Below are 16,053 nucleotides of genomic sequence, written 5' to 3' on the forward strand. Positions count from 1 at the left end.
AGTCCGACAACGAGGAGAGGAGTCCCCGGTGCCCCCGAGGACGAGGAAAACCGAAGTGGCGCAAGCACCATCGACCATGAAGGAACTGAAGGACACGCTGTGGAAAGCAGCCGACAAACTCCGCGGATCGCTCTCGGCGGCCCAGTACAAGGACGTGATCCTCGGCCTCGTCTTCCTCAAATACGTCTCCGACGCCTACGACGAACGCCGTGAAGTGCTGCGCACCGAACTCGGCGGCGACCACGCCGATCCGGTGCAACTCGAAATGGACCTCGACGACCCCGACGAATACCAGGGCTACGGGGTATTCCTGGTCCCCGACAACGCCCACTGGGACTACCTGTCGAAGTACTCGAAGGGCCGCAACGAAGCCGGCGAGTCACCGAAATCGATCGGCTTGCTCATCGACGAGGCGATGGACGCGATCATGGGAGCCAACGAATCCCTGCTCGGCACCCTCCCCCGCATCTACAACCGCGACAACATCGACCAACGCCGCCTCGGCGAACTGGTCGACCTGTTCAACAGCGCCAAGTTCAGCCGCCACGGCAACCAGAAAGCCCGCGACCTGATGGGCGAAGTGTATGAGTACTTCCTCGGCAACTTCGCACGCGCCGAAGGCAAACGCGGCGGCGAGTTCTTCACACCACCCAGCGTGGTCCGCACCATCGTCGAAGTCCTCGAACCGAGCAGCGGCCGCATCTACGACCCCTGCTGCGGCTCGGGCGGAATGTTCGTCCAATCGGAGAAATTCGTCGAATACCACGAGGGTGACGCCCAAGACCTCGCCGTCTACGGCCAGGAAGCCATCGAAGAAACCTGGCGACTGGCGAAAATGAACCTCGCCATCCATGGCATGGACAACAAGGGCCTCGGCGCCCGCTGGGGCGACACCTTCGCCCGCGACCAACACCCCGGCGTAGCAATGGACTACGTCATGACCAACCCACCCTTCAACATCAAGGACTGGACCCGCAACATCGAAGACCCCCGCTGGGTCTTCGGCGTCCCACCGGCCAACAACGCCAACTACGCCTGGATCCAGCACGTGCTCTACAAGCTCGCCCCGAACGGGTCCGCCGGCGTGGTCATGGCGAACGGATCGATGTCGTCGAACTCCAACGGAGAAGGCGACATTCGCGCACGCATCGTCGAAGCCGACCTGGTGTCGTGCATGGTCGCCATGCCCACCCAACTGTTCCGATCGACCGGGATCCCGGTGTGCGTGTGGTTCTTCACCAAGGACAAGAAGGCTGGGCGTGGTGGGTCTAACGATCGGACCGGGCAAGTGTTGTTCATCGATGCTCGGGAGCTCGGGTACATGGTGGACCGGGCCGAGCGGGCGTTGTCGGACGAGGACGTCGCGAAGATCGCGGATACGTATCACGCTTGGCGGGGAACCCAGTCGGCTAGGGCTGAGGGGCTGAGGTACGACGATGTGCCGGGGTTCTGCAAGTCGACTACGATAAACGAAATCAAGGCGGCAGAATATGCCCTGACTCCGGGGCGATACGTTGGAGCGCTCGAGAGGGACGCCGACGAGGAGCCAATCGAGGAAAAGGTCGCACGGCTCGCGCAAGAATTGGAGCAAGCATTCGAAGAATCATCCATGCTCGAATCGAAGGTCCGCGCAACGTTGGCGAGGATTCGGTGACTCTCTCGACGACCATAGGGGAACTCCAAGACCAAGGTGCGATCCGGGTTGGTGACGGTTATCGCACGAAAAGATCCGAACATGGCAAACCGGGATACCGAATACTACGTGTCGGAGACATCAAGAGTGGGCAAATCATCGCGGAGGGTGATGATTTCGTTGGATCAAAGTATATCGACGCAATCGGCGAAAAGTTGAGCCGTCCGGGCGATGTTCTCTTAACTACAAAGGGGACTGTCGGTCGAGTTGCGATAGTGCCGCCAGACCTCGAGCAGATGGTTTATAGTCCACAACTCTGCTATTTTCGAGTAAAGCACGGTGACGTGATTGACGCTCGTTATCTGAGTTACTGGTTCCAATCCTCTGAGTTTCGACGCCAGGCTCTCCATCGGGCAAATAACACAGACATGGCACCGTATATCAATCTCCGGGACATTCGCTCGCTGCGACTTACACTGCCAACCCTACCTACGCAGCGGGCGATTGCGGAGGTGTTGGGGACGCTTGATGACAAGATCGCCGCTAACAACGACACCGCCAGTATTGCCGCCGACTTAGCTGCTGCTCTGTTCCAATCGGCAGTCGAAGCTCCGGCTACCACCGTTCGGTCCAGCATCCGCGCGCTTTCCACTGAGGGAATGCTGACCTACGGCGACGGCTACCGCACGAAACGAGCCGAACACGGTCAGCCGGGAATGCAGATTGTTCGGGCCGGAGACATCCGTGACGGCCGTTTAATTCCTGGTGGCGACGACTTCGTCCGTAGCGACTATTCGGACAAGGTCGGGCCAAAGACATGCCATCCCGGCGATATTGTGCTGACAACCAAAGGGACAGTTGGACGCGTCGCTACCGTCCAGGACGGTATTAGCCTCAGCGTGTACAGCCCCCAGCTCTGCTACTTCCGAGTTGCAGAAGATCATGGCTGGCTACAGCCGTGGCTTGCGGAGTGGTTTCGCAGCGCTGACAGGATCCGTCAGACCGATATCGCGATGCACAAGAGCGACATGGCCCCGTACGTCAATCTTCATGACATCGGTTCTCTACAAGTTCCAATACCGGCCACGGGTTCACAGGAGCCAGTGATCGAACAGTTGCGCTCTCTACAGCGCCTGGGTCACGTTATTGCACGAGAAAATGAAGTCCTCGCCGATACGCGCGACGAACTCCTCCCTCTCCTTATGTCCGGAAAACTTCGCGTCAAGGATGCGGAAAAGAAAGTGGAAGCGATAGCGCAATGAACGAGAATGTCGGTGTCAGTGAGAACCAACTCGAGCAGATGATGGTCGAGCGGTTGGGGGATTTGCACGGGTGGGAGCCGTTGACTGGCACCGACATTGCCCCGGGGAAGGATCTCGGTCGGGAGTCCTGGCAGGACCTGGTGCTGCACGGACGCCTCCTGGAACGGATGCGGCATCTGAATCCTGGTGTGCCGGTGGAGTTCCTCGAGCAGGTGCGAGCTGAGGTGTTGGCGCCGAAGTCGCAGGGGGCTATCGAGGAGAATTTCCGGCTGCATCAGATCCTGGTCAACGGGTACACCGGGCTCAGCTATGTCGATCATCGTGGGGTGGAACAGAATCCGACCATCCACTTCATCGGTGGCCAGGTCGAGGACAACGAGTTCCTCGCGGTGCGGCAGGTCGATATCCGGTCGCGTGAGCACCGGCGGCGCTTCGATGTGGTGCTCTACCTCAACGGTTTGCCGGTGGTGATCGTCGAGCTCAAGAACCCCGGAGCGCAGGCAGCGGACCTGGCGTCCGCGCACGCCCAGCTCGTGACCTATCTCGACGAGTTCCCGATGGCATTCCGGTTCACCGTGCTCACCGTGATCAGCGACGGTGTCACCGCCCGCTATGGCACCCCGTTCACCCCGTTGAACCATTATTCGCCGTGGAATGTCGACGAGAACGGGGAACCGCTGGCGTTCGGCGCCCGTATCGAGGACGAGGACGCGGGTATCCAGTTGGAGTACCTGGTCGACGGGGTGCTGCAGACCGAGCGGTTCCTGCAGTTGCAGCGTGATTACGTTGCCTTCGACAAGACACCGCAGGGTTTGCAGAAGCGAATTGCCAAGCCGCATCAATACTTCGCGGTGTCCAAGGCTGTCGGTTGCACCATCGAGGCGATGCGCAGCAACGGCAAGGCCGGCGTCGTCTGGCACACGCAGGGGTCGGGCAAGTCGATGGAGATGGAGCTCTACACCCATCTCGTCGGCACCAAGCCGCAGTTGAAGAATCCGACCATCGTGCTGGTCACCGACCGCACCGAACTCGACGGACAGCTCTTCGCGGCCTTCTCGAAATCGGCTCTGCTGCAAGAGGAACCGAAGCAGATCAGTAGCCGAGCGGAACTGCGGACCGCGCTGGCGGACCGGCAGACCGGCGGAATCCTGTTCACCACATTGCAGAAGTTCGGGTTGACCAAGCAGGAGAAGGAGTCCGGGCTCGACCACCCGCTGCTGTCGGACCGGCGCAATGTCATCGTGATCGTCGACGAGGCTCACCGCAGCCATTACGACGACCTCGACGGGTACGCCGCACACCTGAAGTCGGCGCTGCCCAACGCGACCCTGATCGCGTTCACCGGCACCCCGATCTCGTTCGAGGACCGCAACACCCGCCACGTCTTCGGCGAATACATCGACATCTACGACCTCGTCCGCGCCGTCGACGACGGCGCGACCGTGCGGGTCATCTTCGAACCGCGACTGCCCGAGGTCAAGGTCGCCGCCGAGGTCACCGATGCCGAAATCGACGGTGCGGCCGACGCCGCAGTGGTCGGCTTGGACGACATCGAACGCCGACGCATCGAGCAAGAGGTGACCGTCCTCAACGCCCTCTACGGGGCACCCGAGCGGTTGAAGAAGGTCGCCAAAGACCTTGTCGAGCACTGGAAGAACCGCCGCGCGATCATGAACGAATACATCGGCGGCAACGGCAAAGCGCTGATCGTGTGCGCTACCCGCGAGATCGCGGCGAACCTCTACGCCGAGATCGTCGCGCTCGAACCCGACTGGGAATCCGACGCTCTCGACCAGGGCGTGATCAAGGTCGTCTACTCGGGCAGCGCCAAGGACCCGCAACCGATCCAGCGGCACGTGCGGCGCGAATCGCAGAACAAGGCGATCACCAACCGGCTCAAAGACGAGGACGACCCCCTCGAACTGGTGATCGTGCAGAACATGCTGCTCACCGGTTTCGACGCCCCACCCCTGCATACCCTCTACCTCGACCGGCCGATCCAGGGCGCGCTGCTCATGCAGACCCTGGCCCGAGTGAATCGAACCTTCGCCGGGAAGCAGGACGGCCTGGTCGTCGCCTACGCACCGATCGCCGACAACCTGGAAGCCGCGCTCAAGGAGTACACCCGCACCGCCGGCCGCGAACAGCCCGTTCAGACGACACCCGAACAAGTCGTCGAACTCACCCGCCAACTGGTCGCCCAACTCGATGCCCTGTGCGCCGGCTACCCGTGGTGGACGAAACTCGTCGAGAAGCCGGGACAATTCATGCGCGTAGTCACCGGCACGCTCGAGTACCTCCGCTCCCCCACCACACCCGGCAACCAAGTCCCCGACGGTGACCCGACCCTCGCCGACCGGTTCCGCGACCTCGCCAACCAGCTCAGCCGCGCCTGGGCCGTGAGCCGAGGCTCAGAAACCCTGACGGACCTGCGACCCAAAATCCAGTTCTACGAACAGGTCCGGGTCTGGATGGCCAAATACGACGCCGAACAACGCAAAGCCGAAGGCCGACCACTACCCGCCGACATCAAACGCGCCCTCGACAAGCTCCTCGCCGACTCCACCGCCTCCGGCCAGATCATCGACATCTACGCCGCGGCGGGCATGCCCAAACCGTCACTCACCGACCTCACCGTCGACTTCGAACAGCAGGCACGCGAAGCCGAACACCCCCACCTGGCCATCGAAGCACTCCGCGACGCCCTGACCGCCGAGGTCAACTACAGCACCCGAAACAACCTCGTCCGGCAGAAGGCGTTCTCCGAACGCCTGCGCGAACTGATGAACAAGTACACCAACCAGCAACTCACCTCCGCCCAGGTCATCTCCGCGCTGATCGAACTCGCCCGCGAAGCGGCGAAAGAACGCGACCGAGGCGCGACCTTCACCCCACGCCTGAACGAAGACGAACTGGCCTTCTACGACGCCGTCCACGAAAACGAATCCGCAGTGATCGAACTGGGCGACGACATCCTCGGCGATATCGCTCGCGAACTGGTCGCCGTGATGAAGCGCGACGTGAAGACCGACTGGACCGTCCGCGACGACGTCCGCGCCAAACTCCGATCGACAATCAAACGCCTACTCCGCAAGTACGGATACCCACCGGACAAGCAGCCCGCGGCCATTCGCCAGGTCATCGACCAAATGGAGGTACTGGCACCGAAATACGTCGAAGACAAGCGTCTCGCGACGTCATGAGGACGCGACCCCCGCAGGGCGAGCATGTGCTGGCTTGCCGTGGCCGTCCCCGGGGCACATTCCGGGCCCAGCCGATCCCGAGCCAGACCGGCGCGGCCCCGGGTGTCAGGTCGCTAGGGATTACCACCCCGTGCAACTCATCGCTCAGATACTCGACATCGCTGCCGCGGTCCACAGTCATCCCGTGCAGATCGAGATCTAGGGCAATCAGCCATCGCCAGGCGCCTCGGACTCCGCAAAGCTGCGATGCCGCGCCAGCATGACCGATAATGCCGCGGCGGGTGACGGAGGCCACCACTGCGGGCAGGCCGCCGGAACGGTGCACAAGCAGGTTCTGAATCGTCCCTCTCCGGCCGTCGGCGAGCGGCATGCCGCGACGCGCTGCTGACCGACTCGGTTTATTGACGTGGGGAACCGGCCGGATCCGAATGGCTGCGGGTTCGCGTGAAAATGCCTCCGGCCGCCCATGGGCTGATCGCATGGCAGTCCTGGCCCACCCCGTCGTACGCCTGGCAATCGTGAACCTGGCTGTCGTACTCGATGTGGCGGTTGCGATTCCGATGCTCGCGACCCTCGCCTTCGCGGCCATCGGCCACCCTGAATGCGCGATCATTGCGGAGGATGTGGGCCCCTGCGGATACTTCGCTCGCGTGGCGTACTACGGGCCCTTCATCATGCTGTGGGGAACGGCCTTCACGGGAGGCTGCGGAGTCACCGTGTGGCTGGCGTTCGTCGCCATACTCGCCGCCGGTCATCGATATGCTCCTCCAGGCGGAGGCAACCCACCTGCTGGAGAATGTCCTCTCGCAGTTATGCGGCGGGTTGAGCCGCCCACACAATATGCCCACAGCCCAATCCAAATGACGTGCAGGCGGGTGGCCCCGCAGCGCTCCGGCAGAACGTTCGGTTCTCCTACCGGCCAAGAACTTTCAAGCAGCCACCGTCCGTGATCTGGCAACGACAGGGTCTTCGATCGTAGATCGCCTGGCTCGACCTGCTCGTGTCGTAGATCCGGAATCGCTGAACCTCCATGTCCCGGACGTCGCAATCGGCGACCCTACCGCAGAAATAGGTGCTCGTATTCCACCGTACCGAAACCGCACGATCACCCCCGTTGGTCGCCGGTGCGGGTGGTGTGGGCGTGGGTGAGGGTCAGCACCACCAGCAGCAGGACCACACCGCCGACGAGTGCGCCGAGGACGGCCAGGATCGGTGTGGGAGAGGTGCTGTGGTAGCCGTGGAAGTGTGGGTTGCGGTAGCGGCCCGCCCAGGCGCGACCCCGGCGGCCGCTCACCAGCCCGACCCGTCGACATCATGCACGGCCAGTCTGTTTCCCCTGCGGCCGGTCCCCCGCACAGCCTCGATCCCCATGCACGCAGTATCCCAGCAGCCACCGCCGTCGCGGGCCGAAACCGCCTGTCCCGCTGGGTGTTCAGGCGTCGAGCTGGCCCGCACCCGGGTGCGGGCGCCGTAGCGGACCTGGCTGGCCGTCAGGGCTCGTTCGGTGAGTCCAGGCAGGAGTCGATGATCGCCGCCCAGGTCTCGACCATCAGCGCGAGGTGCGCGTCCATGACCAAGACCGCGGCCGGGTCGATGTGGGCCGGGATGCGGGCGTGGATGGCCTCGATACGCTCACGCACGCAATCCTCGCTGAATTCGTAATCGGTGGCGTTGATGCAGTCCTGCAGCTTGCTCAGCTCGGCGTGGTAGATCTCGTTCAGCTCGACGAAAACCCGCCTCGCCGGCTGGTGCGCCTGCTCACCGGCAAGGGGGTGCGGGTCGAATTCGTCAAGGAGAACTGACTTTCACCGGCGAGGACTCGCCCATGGCGAACCTGCTGCTGAGCGTGATGGGGCCTTCGCCGAGTTCGAAGGCGCACTCATCCTCGAGCGCCAGCGCGAAGGGATCGCCGCCGCCAAGTCCCGCGGCGTCTACACCGGCCGCAAACCCGCCCTCACGACCGAACAAGCACAGCAACTCCGCGCCCGCGCCGCGGCCGGCGAACCGAAATCCGCGCTGGCCACCGAGGTAAGCGATTCCGCCGAGGTCAAGACTTCGGAGCCTCGGTGGTGTTGCGGCGCAGTATGAAAAAGGCGGCGCCGCACAGGATCGACCTCGGACACGGCGTCGAAGGGAACAGAAAAGGGAGTACCCCGGCCGAGTGGCCGGAGGCACCCTGTCTGGCAATGCCTATCGATGAAGGTGGCCGCCGAGCCAGCGGCTGGCCGTCCGAATCGCCTGGCGCACTGATACACCCGCCTTGCGCCCTGCGCGAACGGCACCGACGCTGCCCCTGGCGATGTGGTTGCGAACCGCCTCAGCCGCCGCCACACGCAGTAGTTCCGAAACGAGCTCGATGACGAACGCCACCCCGTGGTAGCCGAACACGCCGAGCGTCAACGCCACCAAACCCAACAGGTCCGCGGTTGTCGTGAGCCCGACATGGACGATCCTGCCACGCCGCGCGATACGAGCACCGAACTCGACCGCCTGGGCCCTGATCCAGCTGTGCATCTTGCCTCCATGCATCAACCTCGGCGGCGTCGATCGCCGCTGCGATCCGCACGTTTGGTGGCCGATCCACCGCCCGACAGCACCCGGACACTGCAACCGATTTCCACAGGCAGACAAAGCTGTCCGAGGTTGTCCGTCGGACACGCCGGACAGGTCGGAACTTTTGGTGGACAATCGACAACCACACAAAAGCTGACCCAACCGGGGGCTGATATCGGGAAAGGCTGGAGGCGCAGTGGGACTTGATGGCAACGGGCCGGTCAGCCGCGGCGACCTAGCAGATATCCAGACCCCCGCGCAACTGGGCGCGGCGCTTCGCGCCACACGCACGCACGCCAAGATCGGGCTGCGCGAGCTCGCCGACAAAGCCGATAAGAGGCGGCCACTGACGAACCCACCCAGCGGGCTCGCCGCTGCGCCTCTGAAACGGAACCTGATATCGGACATGGAGCAGGGACGCCGAATCGTCCTGTCCGAGAACGATGTCAAAAACGGCGCCACCAAGGACGACCGGCTCGAGTTCTACCTCGCGCTGTGCGGCGTGCCGTACGAAGATCGAAGCGCTTGGCTCGAAACTGCCGCACGGGTACACAGTGACACAGCCGCCGCGCCGCCCGACACGCTCAGCCAGGCCACTTCGAGCGACCATCGACCGCCCGGCCCACGAACAATTCCCATCCGGCTGGCGATCGGCGCGATCCTGGCGGTCATCGTCGTAGCGATAGCCGCCGTGCTGGTGGCCGAGAGCGTCGGCGGCCATACTCGTTCGACTTCACAGGATCTGCCGATCGTGGAAAGCATGACCACCACGGCGCCCCCTGTTGTCACACCGGCCTCGACCACGACGCCGCCCTTGCAAGTCCTGAATGCAACCCGTCTGGGCAACGAAGACGGCGATTTTCATTTCGTCATGGCGAACAAACTCGACATGACCGACGCCGAACTGGCCGCGTTCAACACACACGTTATGTCGGACTCGCATGCGTTCGCCGACTGGTCCGCCGCGCACGAGGTCGTGCCGTTCGAGAAGGGCGTAGCCACATTGACCGTCCGCGCCAACACCACCGAACCGATCACGATCACAGGGATGTCCGCGGTCAAGCAATGCGGCGACCCCTACACCGGAACCATGTTCCAGCAATACACCCAAGGCGGACCTGAAGAGAACATCAAAGTGGGTTTCAACCTGGACAACCCCGCCCCTGTGGCCCAGGAGATGGTCTGGACCCAGGACGGTGGCTACCGCCTCGCCGGCCCCAACTACTTCACCGCCAAGACGATCCCCTTGACACCGGGCCAGACCCAAACCTTCACTCTGGGCGCAGTCACCAACATCTACAGCTGCACCTTCCGCGTCCGGATCGTCGTGACGACCCGCCTCGGATCGGTCTACCAGGACATCGGAGCCGGCGACAAACCGTTCGCCATCACCGCACGAGCGCAACCTCCGGACTCGGCGCATCGCTTCTCGGCCTACCAGGCGCTCTACACACAAACCAACGACCGAAAGACATGGACCCGCGCCGACCCCAAAACCGAGAATTGACAGCCGCCGAGCACAGATAAGGCACGGCACATGAGAATTCGCACGCTGCTCCTCATCCTGTCCGCCATCGCAGTGACGGCCGTCGCCGCGGTCGTAGCCCTGGTCGTGCCCCGGCCAGCGTCCGCGCCGCCTTTCACACCACCGGCCAGCCGCGATGTTGCCTACGCCTACACCACCATTGACGACCTCACCGTGGTCCGCGGCAACATTGTCGTCGCGAAAGTGCCCGTGATCCTGTCTCTCAGCAGCACCGTCGCGTGGAGCAACGACGGGGCGTACATCGCCGCACTACCCGAAGCCGGCGACGACGCCGACAAACTCCTCCTCGTCAATACCGTCTCCGGCCAAGTCACCAAAACCTCGTGCCTTAAATGCGGCAACCTGACCGCTTTCGCCGAGCACTCGTTCCTCGTCATCGGCGACCCCGGCACCGGGCGCCAATTCCTCCGGTACGACCCAGGCCCTGCAACCGACGGCCGACCCGTATCCCTGCCCGCCAACCCCGACGATGAACAGCCGATATTCGGAAGCAGGACCGATCTCGTGCTGCAAAACGACTACATGACCCACAACACCAACCACACCGCGCTGCGGATCATCTCCACAAGCGGCAATTCCGACAGCCTTGTCAACGGGGACTTCGTCAACGGCGCAATCCATGTCGCCTCCGACCTAGGCACACACGGCGAGGAACAGTTTCTGATCGCCCACGACGGAAGCGGCTGCGCCTCCTCACCCAGGATCTCGATAGCACATCTCGACGGAACCACCCGCGCGACAGACCTTTCCGCCGCCCAGCCCGCCGACCACACCTTCCCCACAGGGGTCACAGTCGACGACCTCTGGCTCGGGCCCGACGCCTCCTTCTACGCCTCCATCGGCTCCTGGAAATGCACCAAAACCCAGCAAGAAACAACATGGTTCGAGGAAATGCAGACCCCAGCCATGCCGATCTCATTGTGGAAACTCGACCCGAACACCCTGCAATGGACCAATCAACACGCTGTCCCCGCCCTGATGACCCGCTTCCTCGGCAACTCCGCCATGCTCTCGCTCGCAGTCCCCGACTGCATCGGCCCCCACCCCTATATGGGCATCAACACCGACTACTGCCGCGCCGGCCCACTCTACAAAGTCGCCAACGGCAAACGAACCCACATCGCCGACCACGTCACCGCAATCTATACCGAACCACCCCCAATACTGCCTTAACGAGCGGCGACCTCACCCGCCGAAGGACCTCCCAGAACCTGACGCACTGCCCGACTGTCAGCGGCCAGTTGGAATTCCCCACTCGCGGCTATTTGGCGGGGAGCTATCTGGCCGCCGAGGCTAGCCAGTAGCAAACGATCGCGCGGCGGTATCTGGTCCGATGTGCGGCATTAGCGGATGGCGGACGATTCAGGATCCGCTGTAGGTCACGGTACGGCGGCGAACCCAGCAAGTCTGGGGCTCGCGGCGTAGTTCGCACGTGTCCCGCGGCTACTTGCGCACTACGTAGCGCAGATGCAGGACACCGGGATCCTCCAGGTGCGCACCAGATCGAGTTCCGTGTGTTCGGCCGGGAGCCCGTCGAACAGTCGTCGCCCGCGGCCAAGCAGGACCGGCCGGAGCTGGATGTCGATCATGTCGAGTACGCCCGCCTTCAGAGCTTGCTGGTCACGACAAACCTGAACTCCTGTCCGGTTGCCATCTCTGGCATGCTGCTGGCCAGCCGTCGCCAACTTGCCATCAAACCCGCCATTTATTGGCTGGCGTCGGCCAGCGGCACCGGCCAGCGCCAACGCCAGTAATCGATATCACGTCCCAAACAGGGCAACTTTTCAGCATACCCCCAGTTCAAAGGCCAATCGAGCCAACGGCAACATCACACCGCCAACCTTGACAACGCCGCCAACCGCGCGCTAGTTCGATGCGGGTACATGGAGTTACCCACGACCTCACCCACTCCTGAATGCCGCGCCAGTTGTGGCCCGCCGGGAGCATGGTTCGTCACCGCCGATCAAGATGCCTCCGGAGGAATGCATCGCGTCGGTCCAGACCAGTCCGCCAGTGCGGCGGTCGTCGAACCTCACCTACAAAATTGCTCCCCGGACCGGGCATCGCCTCAATCCGGCAGGCCCACATCGCGGGCATCCTGATCGGTGCGGAGCCCGGCCCAGCTGGGATGGCGCAGTGTGGTTGTGAATTCCCGGTAGTACACCGTCGCCACCAAGCCGGGCTCGACCCAGTACGCCGGCACCGACCCGAACCGCGGCGGCGCCGCGAACGGGCTCGCCGGGTGGGCGATCTCGTCCAGGCGCGCCTGCAGGACCCGCCGCTGCGCCATCGAGAACCCGGTGCCGACGTTGCCGACGTAGACCAGCTCCCCGGCCGGGGTGTGGGCGCCCAGGATCAGCGACCCGAACACGCCGATGCGGGGGCGGCTGCCCGAGATCCAGCCCGCGACAACCACATCCGCCGAACGCCGAAGCGGGGTCTTGATCCACGAGCGTGACCGCTGGCCGGGCCGGTAGATCGAGTCCAGGCGCTTGGACACGATGCCCTCGAGGCCGTGCTCGGCGGCGGTGTCGAGCATCTGCGCGGGCGCGATATCGGTCCAGTACGGCGGAACCCGTATCAGGGTGCCGGCCAGATCCAAGTCGGCGAGCAGGTCGCGGCGCTGGACGTAGGTAAGCGGTGTGGTGTCGGTGTCGTCTAGGGCGAGGATGTCGAAGACGAACAGCTGCACCGGAATCGAGGCGATCAACCCCGTCGGCGGCCGCGCGGTATGCATTCGATGCTGCAACCGCCGGAACGAAGGAATCCCGGTCGGCAATTCCGGGGCGACAACCTCACCATCGATCACGAACCGCCGACCGGTCGCGGTGTCGGCCAGCGCGACGGTCAGCTCCGGAAACGATGCCGTGGCCTCTCGCCCGTTGCGGGAATAGAGCCTGGGCTCCCCGTTGTCGAGGACGGTGATAGCGCGCATGCCGTCCCACTTCATCTCGGTCGCCCAGAGATCCGGGTCCTCAGGCGGCCGCCCAGCGGTCGCCAGCATCGGCGCCGGCACGCGTCCCATACCCAGTAGCGTACTTCCGGCAATCACCCAGCGACGGAGCGGCACCACCCCACCACACGCGGCTGACCAGCACTGATTGTCCAGCAGGGGGTGCGTCTGCCGCATCAGGCAACCAGTTCCGGCCGCGTGACGTCGTACCGGACATGACTATCCCGCAACCACACCCCGAGGTCGCCGAACGCTGGACTCAGGCCCGGATGCGTAACCTGCTGGCCCGCACCTTCGGGCGACCGCAGATCGCGCGCCGAAACCGGCTGCGCGAGCGGCGATGCCAGGGCTCAGTGCCCGGGTGCGGTGCCCCCGGCGGGGATCAGCAGCCGCAGTGGCCACCAGTACGGATACGAACCTGATGCCTGGGCGGTTTCTCCAGTCGGCGCGATGAGTGCCCGTGCGTCGTCTTCGATCTCGACGATCTCGAAGACGTTGTCGCTGTCCGCCGACTTCTTGACCAGGGAACCTACCTCCAGCACACGTCAACAATACGAGACCCGACCGGGCGGTCTGACAACAGTGAGCTGAGGCGGCGCGTCTAGGACGTCGCCGCGGTGGGCCGGTGGAGATCTGGGCGCACGGTCTGTCGTCGTTGGGGTTGCGGTGGACGCTGGCGACAGTGCCGGTGTGCTTCTTCGCGCCCGGATCGCCGGGCTCAGCCGGGCCGCCGTCGATGTCGCTCCACCACTCGATGCGATCACCGACCGCGAACACCTCGCCCATACCGCGACTATCCCACCCCATCCTCGCCGCGGGCGCGGGTGACCAGCTCGACCGATGCCCGTCGCGCCGCGAACCCGGATCCCGGTTGAAATCGCGCGCCGACCTGTCCGGCGGCGACCGGATCGGCTATGTCGCCCTTCCCGGGCACGCCGCGCGGTAGTCCGCACCGACTTCGACCACGCCTCCGGCGAACTCGTTCAGGTGTGGTCGAAGACTCCGCCCACCGGCGGGACGGATTGAGTGGTGGTCCGGTGGCCGGGAAAATACTGGACATGGGAAGTAAAACAATCTTCATACATTCAAAAGTTGGGTCGGCGATCCACAAAATCAGACGGACTACGGGAAATTACATGCTGGACAGCGTGAGTCGGCGTCGTTTCCCGTCTCTTGATACTGCGACGGAGGCGGGTATAGCGAGCGCGAGCTCTTGTTAGCGTGACAACTGCTCGGTGGTACAGCACATCGTCGAAGCGGGAGTCTCCACGGTAGCGGGCACAACGGCGGTATTCGAACCATGCGCGGGCAACAGCATCGACAGCGGCGCCGATCTCCCGGGATGAGACGGCGTGGTTGATGTCATCGATCAGCCGTGCTCGCACGAGTGCGCTGACATCGTCAATGCCCATCTCCCACAACAGCACTGTCCCGGTTTCGCAGGTGCTCGTAGCGGCAGTGTCGGGATCGATCCAATAATCCGCCGTCGCCAAGAGAAACGCAGCTCGCAGGATCACGGCTGCAGGGTGCTCGAAGGGCACATCCCCCTCCATCGCGGCTATCAGCCGACAGCTGGTCGGCAGTACCGTGTCAGTCATCGGTGCGGGCCTGTGGGATGTTGCTGCGACTCGCCTCGTAGCGATACCGCAGGGTGTAGATGAGGTTATCGAGCGGTTGAAGAATCTCAGGCTCTGGTGTCGCCGAGGTGAGGGAGCAGACGATAGTCGGCGGCTGGGTCTCTCCGGCCGCGGAAATGTGCGGGTCCAATGGTTCAGTCATTCCGATAACCGCCCGTGCTGTGGTCTTGATCGGATGCTGGAGTTGGTTGATGCACGATGCGAACGTTGACCGCTTTCCGGCCGTTGCGGCTGGGGACGACGTCGTAGGTGACGGTGTCACCGACAGCAGGAGGGTTGGCGCCTTTGTCGTACAGACCGGAGAAATGCACAAAGATGTTCTCCTCTCGTGAACCACCGGCGATGAACCCGTATCCACGATTCCTGTCGTAGCACTCCATAATTCCTTTCTTCACCGAGCAGGGGGTCCTTTCATATCTCGGCGCGCCATGAAGAGGCACTTTCCTACGGGTTCAAGCTGGCGTCCCGGGAGACGGCTGCGGTGATCGCCTCGCCGATCGCGGCCAGCGCGGGGCCGGGCCCGACCCGCGGCGGGTGCAGCCAGACTCGATGCGGGTTGCCGGCGGTAGGGGGCACGACCGTGGCGTTCCAAAGCACCGATATCGCACCTACTTTGAACAACAGACGCGTCGCGCGTTCGGCATCGTCCGGCGAGACAGGCGCATCGCCCAGCAGCGCCCACAAACGATGTCCGCGCCGATCGATCGAGAATGCTGGAACCGTGTCGAGAAGTGCGACCACTGCACGGCCCAGCGCAGGGGAAATCAACACTGAGACACGGATATCGCCGTGAGATGAATGGCACCTGTTCGCGGATCAATGTGTGCATCGAGCCCGAATCTGAGCGGTAGACTCTGCATCTATCCTCGCTCTCGCGCTTATTTTGACATCCAACCTCTGGAACGGCCACAACGGTCACTTTTTGTTCCTTTCACAGTCGTGGAACTTCGACAGGACGCACGGATGTCGTTTCCGCACCGTGCGTCGGCTATCTCGCGCCAGGCTCCCGTGCTTCACACAGGACTCGACTACGGAACGGTCAACACGCCCGGTCGCCGGAATGCGCCGGTGTCGGGCCTCTGCGAGAGACCTCCGGGGTGTGTCCAGCGTTGGAGCCGGTCGCGCAGCGGGTCTGGTACCGTCCCGCTGCCGCCTCAGCGAGCCGGGCTCGGCGCCGTGTCCGCGAGTGGGATTTCGACATGGGTGATCGTGCCGCCAGTGGGCGCGGTGCAGCGTGAAACACGTGTGCATCGTTGGCGGGCTAGA

The 16,053-nt window shown here is 63.5% G+C and carries 16 protein-coding genes; 7 read left to right on the forward strand and 9 right to left on the reverse strand.

Annotation, left to right across the window (positions count from 1 at the left end; translation table 11 throughout):
* Window positions 1–28: 28 nt before the first annotated feature.
* Genes NN2_RS22885 through NN2_RS22895 form a run of 3 tightly spaced genes read left to right on the forward strand, consistent with a single transcriptional unit; the run spans window position 29 to window position 6,098 of the window.
* Complete coding sequence (locus NN2_RS22885; protein ID WP_063015914.1) at window positions 29–1,654, forward strand: class I SAM-dependent DNA methyltransferase; 1,626 nt, start codon at window positions 29–31, stop codon at window positions 1,652–1,654.
* Complete coding sequence (locus tag NN2_RS36510; protein ID WP_169812437.1) at window positions 1,651–2,895, forward strand: restriction endonuclease subunit S; 1,245 nt, start codon at window positions 1,651–1,653, stop codon at window positions 2,893–2,895. Before NN2_RS22885 ends, NN2_RS36510 begins: the two co-directional genes overlap by 4 nt.
* Window positions 2,892–6,098: a type I restriction endonuclease subunit R gene (locus tag NN2_RS22895; protein ID WP_063015916.1), complete on the forward strand. Its 3,207-nt coding sequence runs from the start codon at window positions 2,892–2,894 to the stop codon at window positions 6,096–6,098. The genes NN2_RS36510 and NN2_RS22895 overlap by 4 nt, the downstream gene beginning before the upstream one ends.
* A 1,105-nt stretch (window positions 6,099–7,203) precedes the next feature.
* Here the strand turns inward: NN2_RS22895 and NN2_RS22900 are convergent.
* From NN2_RS22900 to NN2_RS22910, 3 genes are all read right to left on the reverse strand, one after another.
* The gene (locus NN2_RS22900; protein WP_063015917.1) at window positions 7,204–7,392 is read right to left on the reverse strand and encodes a hypothetical protein; all 189 of its coding nucleotides are present in this window, start codon (window positions 7,390–7,392) and stop codon (window positions 7,204–7,206) included.
* Between the two features lie 196 nt (window positions 7,393–7,588).
* Window positions 7,589–7,738 carry a hypothetical protein gene (locus tag NN2_RS37355; protein ID WP_156511415.1) on the reverse strand — a complete coding sequence of 50 codons (150 nt, stop codon included), beginning with the start codon at window positions 7,736–7,738 and terminating at the stop codon, window positions 7,589–7,591.
* A 550-nt stretch (window positions 7,739–8,288) separates the two neighbouring features.
* The gene (locus NN2_RS22910) at window positions 8,289–8,612 is read right to left on the reverse strand and encodes a hypothetical protein (protein ID WP_063015919.1); all 324 of its coding nucleotides are present in this window, start codon (window positions 8,610–8,612) and stop codon (window positions 8,289–8,291) included.
* A 235-nt stretch (window positions 8,613–8,847) separates the two neighbouring features.
* Here NN2_RS22910 and NN2_RS22915 point away from each other — a divergent pair, with 235 nt between their 5' ends.
* The 3 genes from NN2_RS22915 (at window position 8,848) to NN2_RS37840 (ending at window position 11,951) form a co-directional block, all read left to right on the forward strand.
* A complete protein-coding gene (locus NN2_RS22915; RefSeq protein ID WP_156511416.1) occupies window positions 8,848–10,158 on the forward strand; it encodes a helix-turn-helix domain-containing protein in 1,311 nt (436 codons plus the stop codon).
* A gap of 30 nt (window positions 10,159–10,188) precedes the next feature.
* A complete protein-coding gene (locus NN2_RS22920; protein WP_063015921.1) occupies window positions 10,189–11,370 on the forward strand; it encodes a hypothetical protein in 1,182 nt (393 codons plus the stop codon).
* A gap of 341 nt (window positions 11,371–11,711) precedes the next feature.
* Window positions 11,712–11,951: a hypothetical protein gene (locus NN2_RS37840; RefSeq protein ID WP_063015922.1), complete on the forward strand. Its 240-nt coding sequence runs from the start codon at window positions 11,712–11,714 to the stop codon at window positions 11,949–11,951.
* Between the two features lie 314 nt (window positions 11,952–12,265).
* On the opposite strand, the gene NN2_RS22930 is transcribed toward NN2_RS37840, so the two are convergent.
* Both NN2_RS22930 and NN2_RS22935 read right to left on the reverse strand, forming a co-directional pair.
* Window positions 12,266–13,222, reverse strand: coding sequence for an ATP-dependent DNA ligase (locus NN2_RS22930; RefSeq protein WP_063015923.1), 957 nt, complete (start codon window positions 13,220–13,222; stop codon window positions 12,266–12,268).
* A gap of 278 nt (window positions 13,223–13,500) precedes the next feature.
* A complete protein-coding gene (locus NN2_RS22935) occupies window positions 13,501–13,692 on the reverse strand; it encodes a hypothetical protein (protein ID WP_063015924.1) in 192 nt (63 codons plus the stop codon).
* 83 nt (window positions 13,693–13,775) lie between these two features.
* Between NN2_RS22935 and NN2_RS37360 the strand changes: the two genes are divergently transcribed.
* Window positions 13,776–14,096, forward strand: a complete 321-nt coding sequence (locus NN2_RS37360) for a hypothetical protein (protein ID WP_156511417.1) — start codon at window positions 13,776–13,778, stop codon at window positions 14,094–14,096.
* A gap of 139 nt (window positions 14,097–14,235) precedes the next feature.
* Here NN2_RS37360 and NN2_RS37365 read toward each other — a convergent pair whose 3' ends face one another.
* Genes NN2_RS37365 through NN2_RS22945 form a run of 4 tightly spaced genes read right to left on the reverse strand, consistent with a single transcriptional unit; the run spans window position 14,236 to window position 15,558 of the window.
* Window positions 14,236–14,748, reverse strand: coding sequence for a hypothetical protein (locus NN2_RS37365; protein WP_156511418.1), 513 nt, complete (start codon window positions 14,746–14,748; stop codon window positions 14,236–14,238).
* On the reverse strand, window positions 14,741–14,929 hold the full coding sequence (locus tag NN2_RS22940) for a hypothetical protein (RefSeq protein WP_063015925.1): 189 nt from the start codon (window positions 14,927–14,929) through the stop codon (window positions 14,741–14,743). The genes NN2_RS37365 and NN2_RS22940 overlap by 8 nt, the downstream gene beginning before the upstream one ends.
* Complete coding sequence (locus tag NN2_RS36525; RefSeq protein ID WP_169812438.1) at window positions 14,922–15,182, reverse strand: cold shock domain-containing protein; 261 nt, start codon at window positions 15,180–15,182, stop codon at window positions 14,922–14,924. Before NN2_RS36525 ends, NN2_RS22940 begins: the two co-directional genes overlap by 8 nt.
* 49 nt (window positions 15,183–15,231) lie before the next feature.
* Window positions 15,232–15,558, reverse strand: coding sequence for a hypothetical protein (locus tag NN2_RS22945; RefSeq protein WP_156511419.1), 327 nt, complete (start codon window positions 15,556–15,558; stop codon window positions 15,232–15,234).
* Window positions 15,559–16,053 lie beyond the last annotated feature (495 nt).

It is taken from the genome of Nocardia nova NBRC 15556 (genome assembly GCF_001613005.1).
GTDB classification, from domain to species: Bacteria; Actinomycetota; Actinomycetes; order Mycobacteriales; family Mycobacteriaceae; genus Nocardia; species Nocardia nova.

What these genes read in the sequence shown, in the direction of transcription:
- NN2_RS22895 (WP_063015916.1), top strand. Translation starts at nt 2,892, where the DNA reads ATGAACGAGAATGTCGGTGTCAGTGAGAACCAACTCGAGCAGATGATG.
- NN2_RS22910 (WP_063015919.1), bottom strand. Translation starts at nt 8,612, where the DNA reads ATGCACAGCTGGATCAGGGCCCAGGCGGTCGAGTTCGGTGCTCGTATC.
- NN2_RS22920 (WP_063015921.1), top strand. Translation starts at nt 10,189, where the DNA reads ATGAGAATTCGCACGCTGCTCCTCATCCTGTCCGCCATCGCAGTGACG.
- NN2_RS22930 (WP_063015923.1), bottom strand. Translation starts at nt 13,222, where the DNA reads ATGGGACGCGTGCCGGCGCCGATGCTGGCGACCGCTGGGCGGCCGCCT.
- NN2_RS37365 (WP_156511418.1), bottom strand. Translation starts at nt 14,748, where the DNA reads ATGACTGACACGGTACTGCCGACCAGCTGTCGGCTGATAGCCGCGATG.
- NN2_RS22940 (WP_063015925.1), bottom strand. Translation starts at nt 14,929, where the DNA reads ATGACTGAACCATTGGACCCGCACATTTCCGCGGCCGGAGAGACCCAG.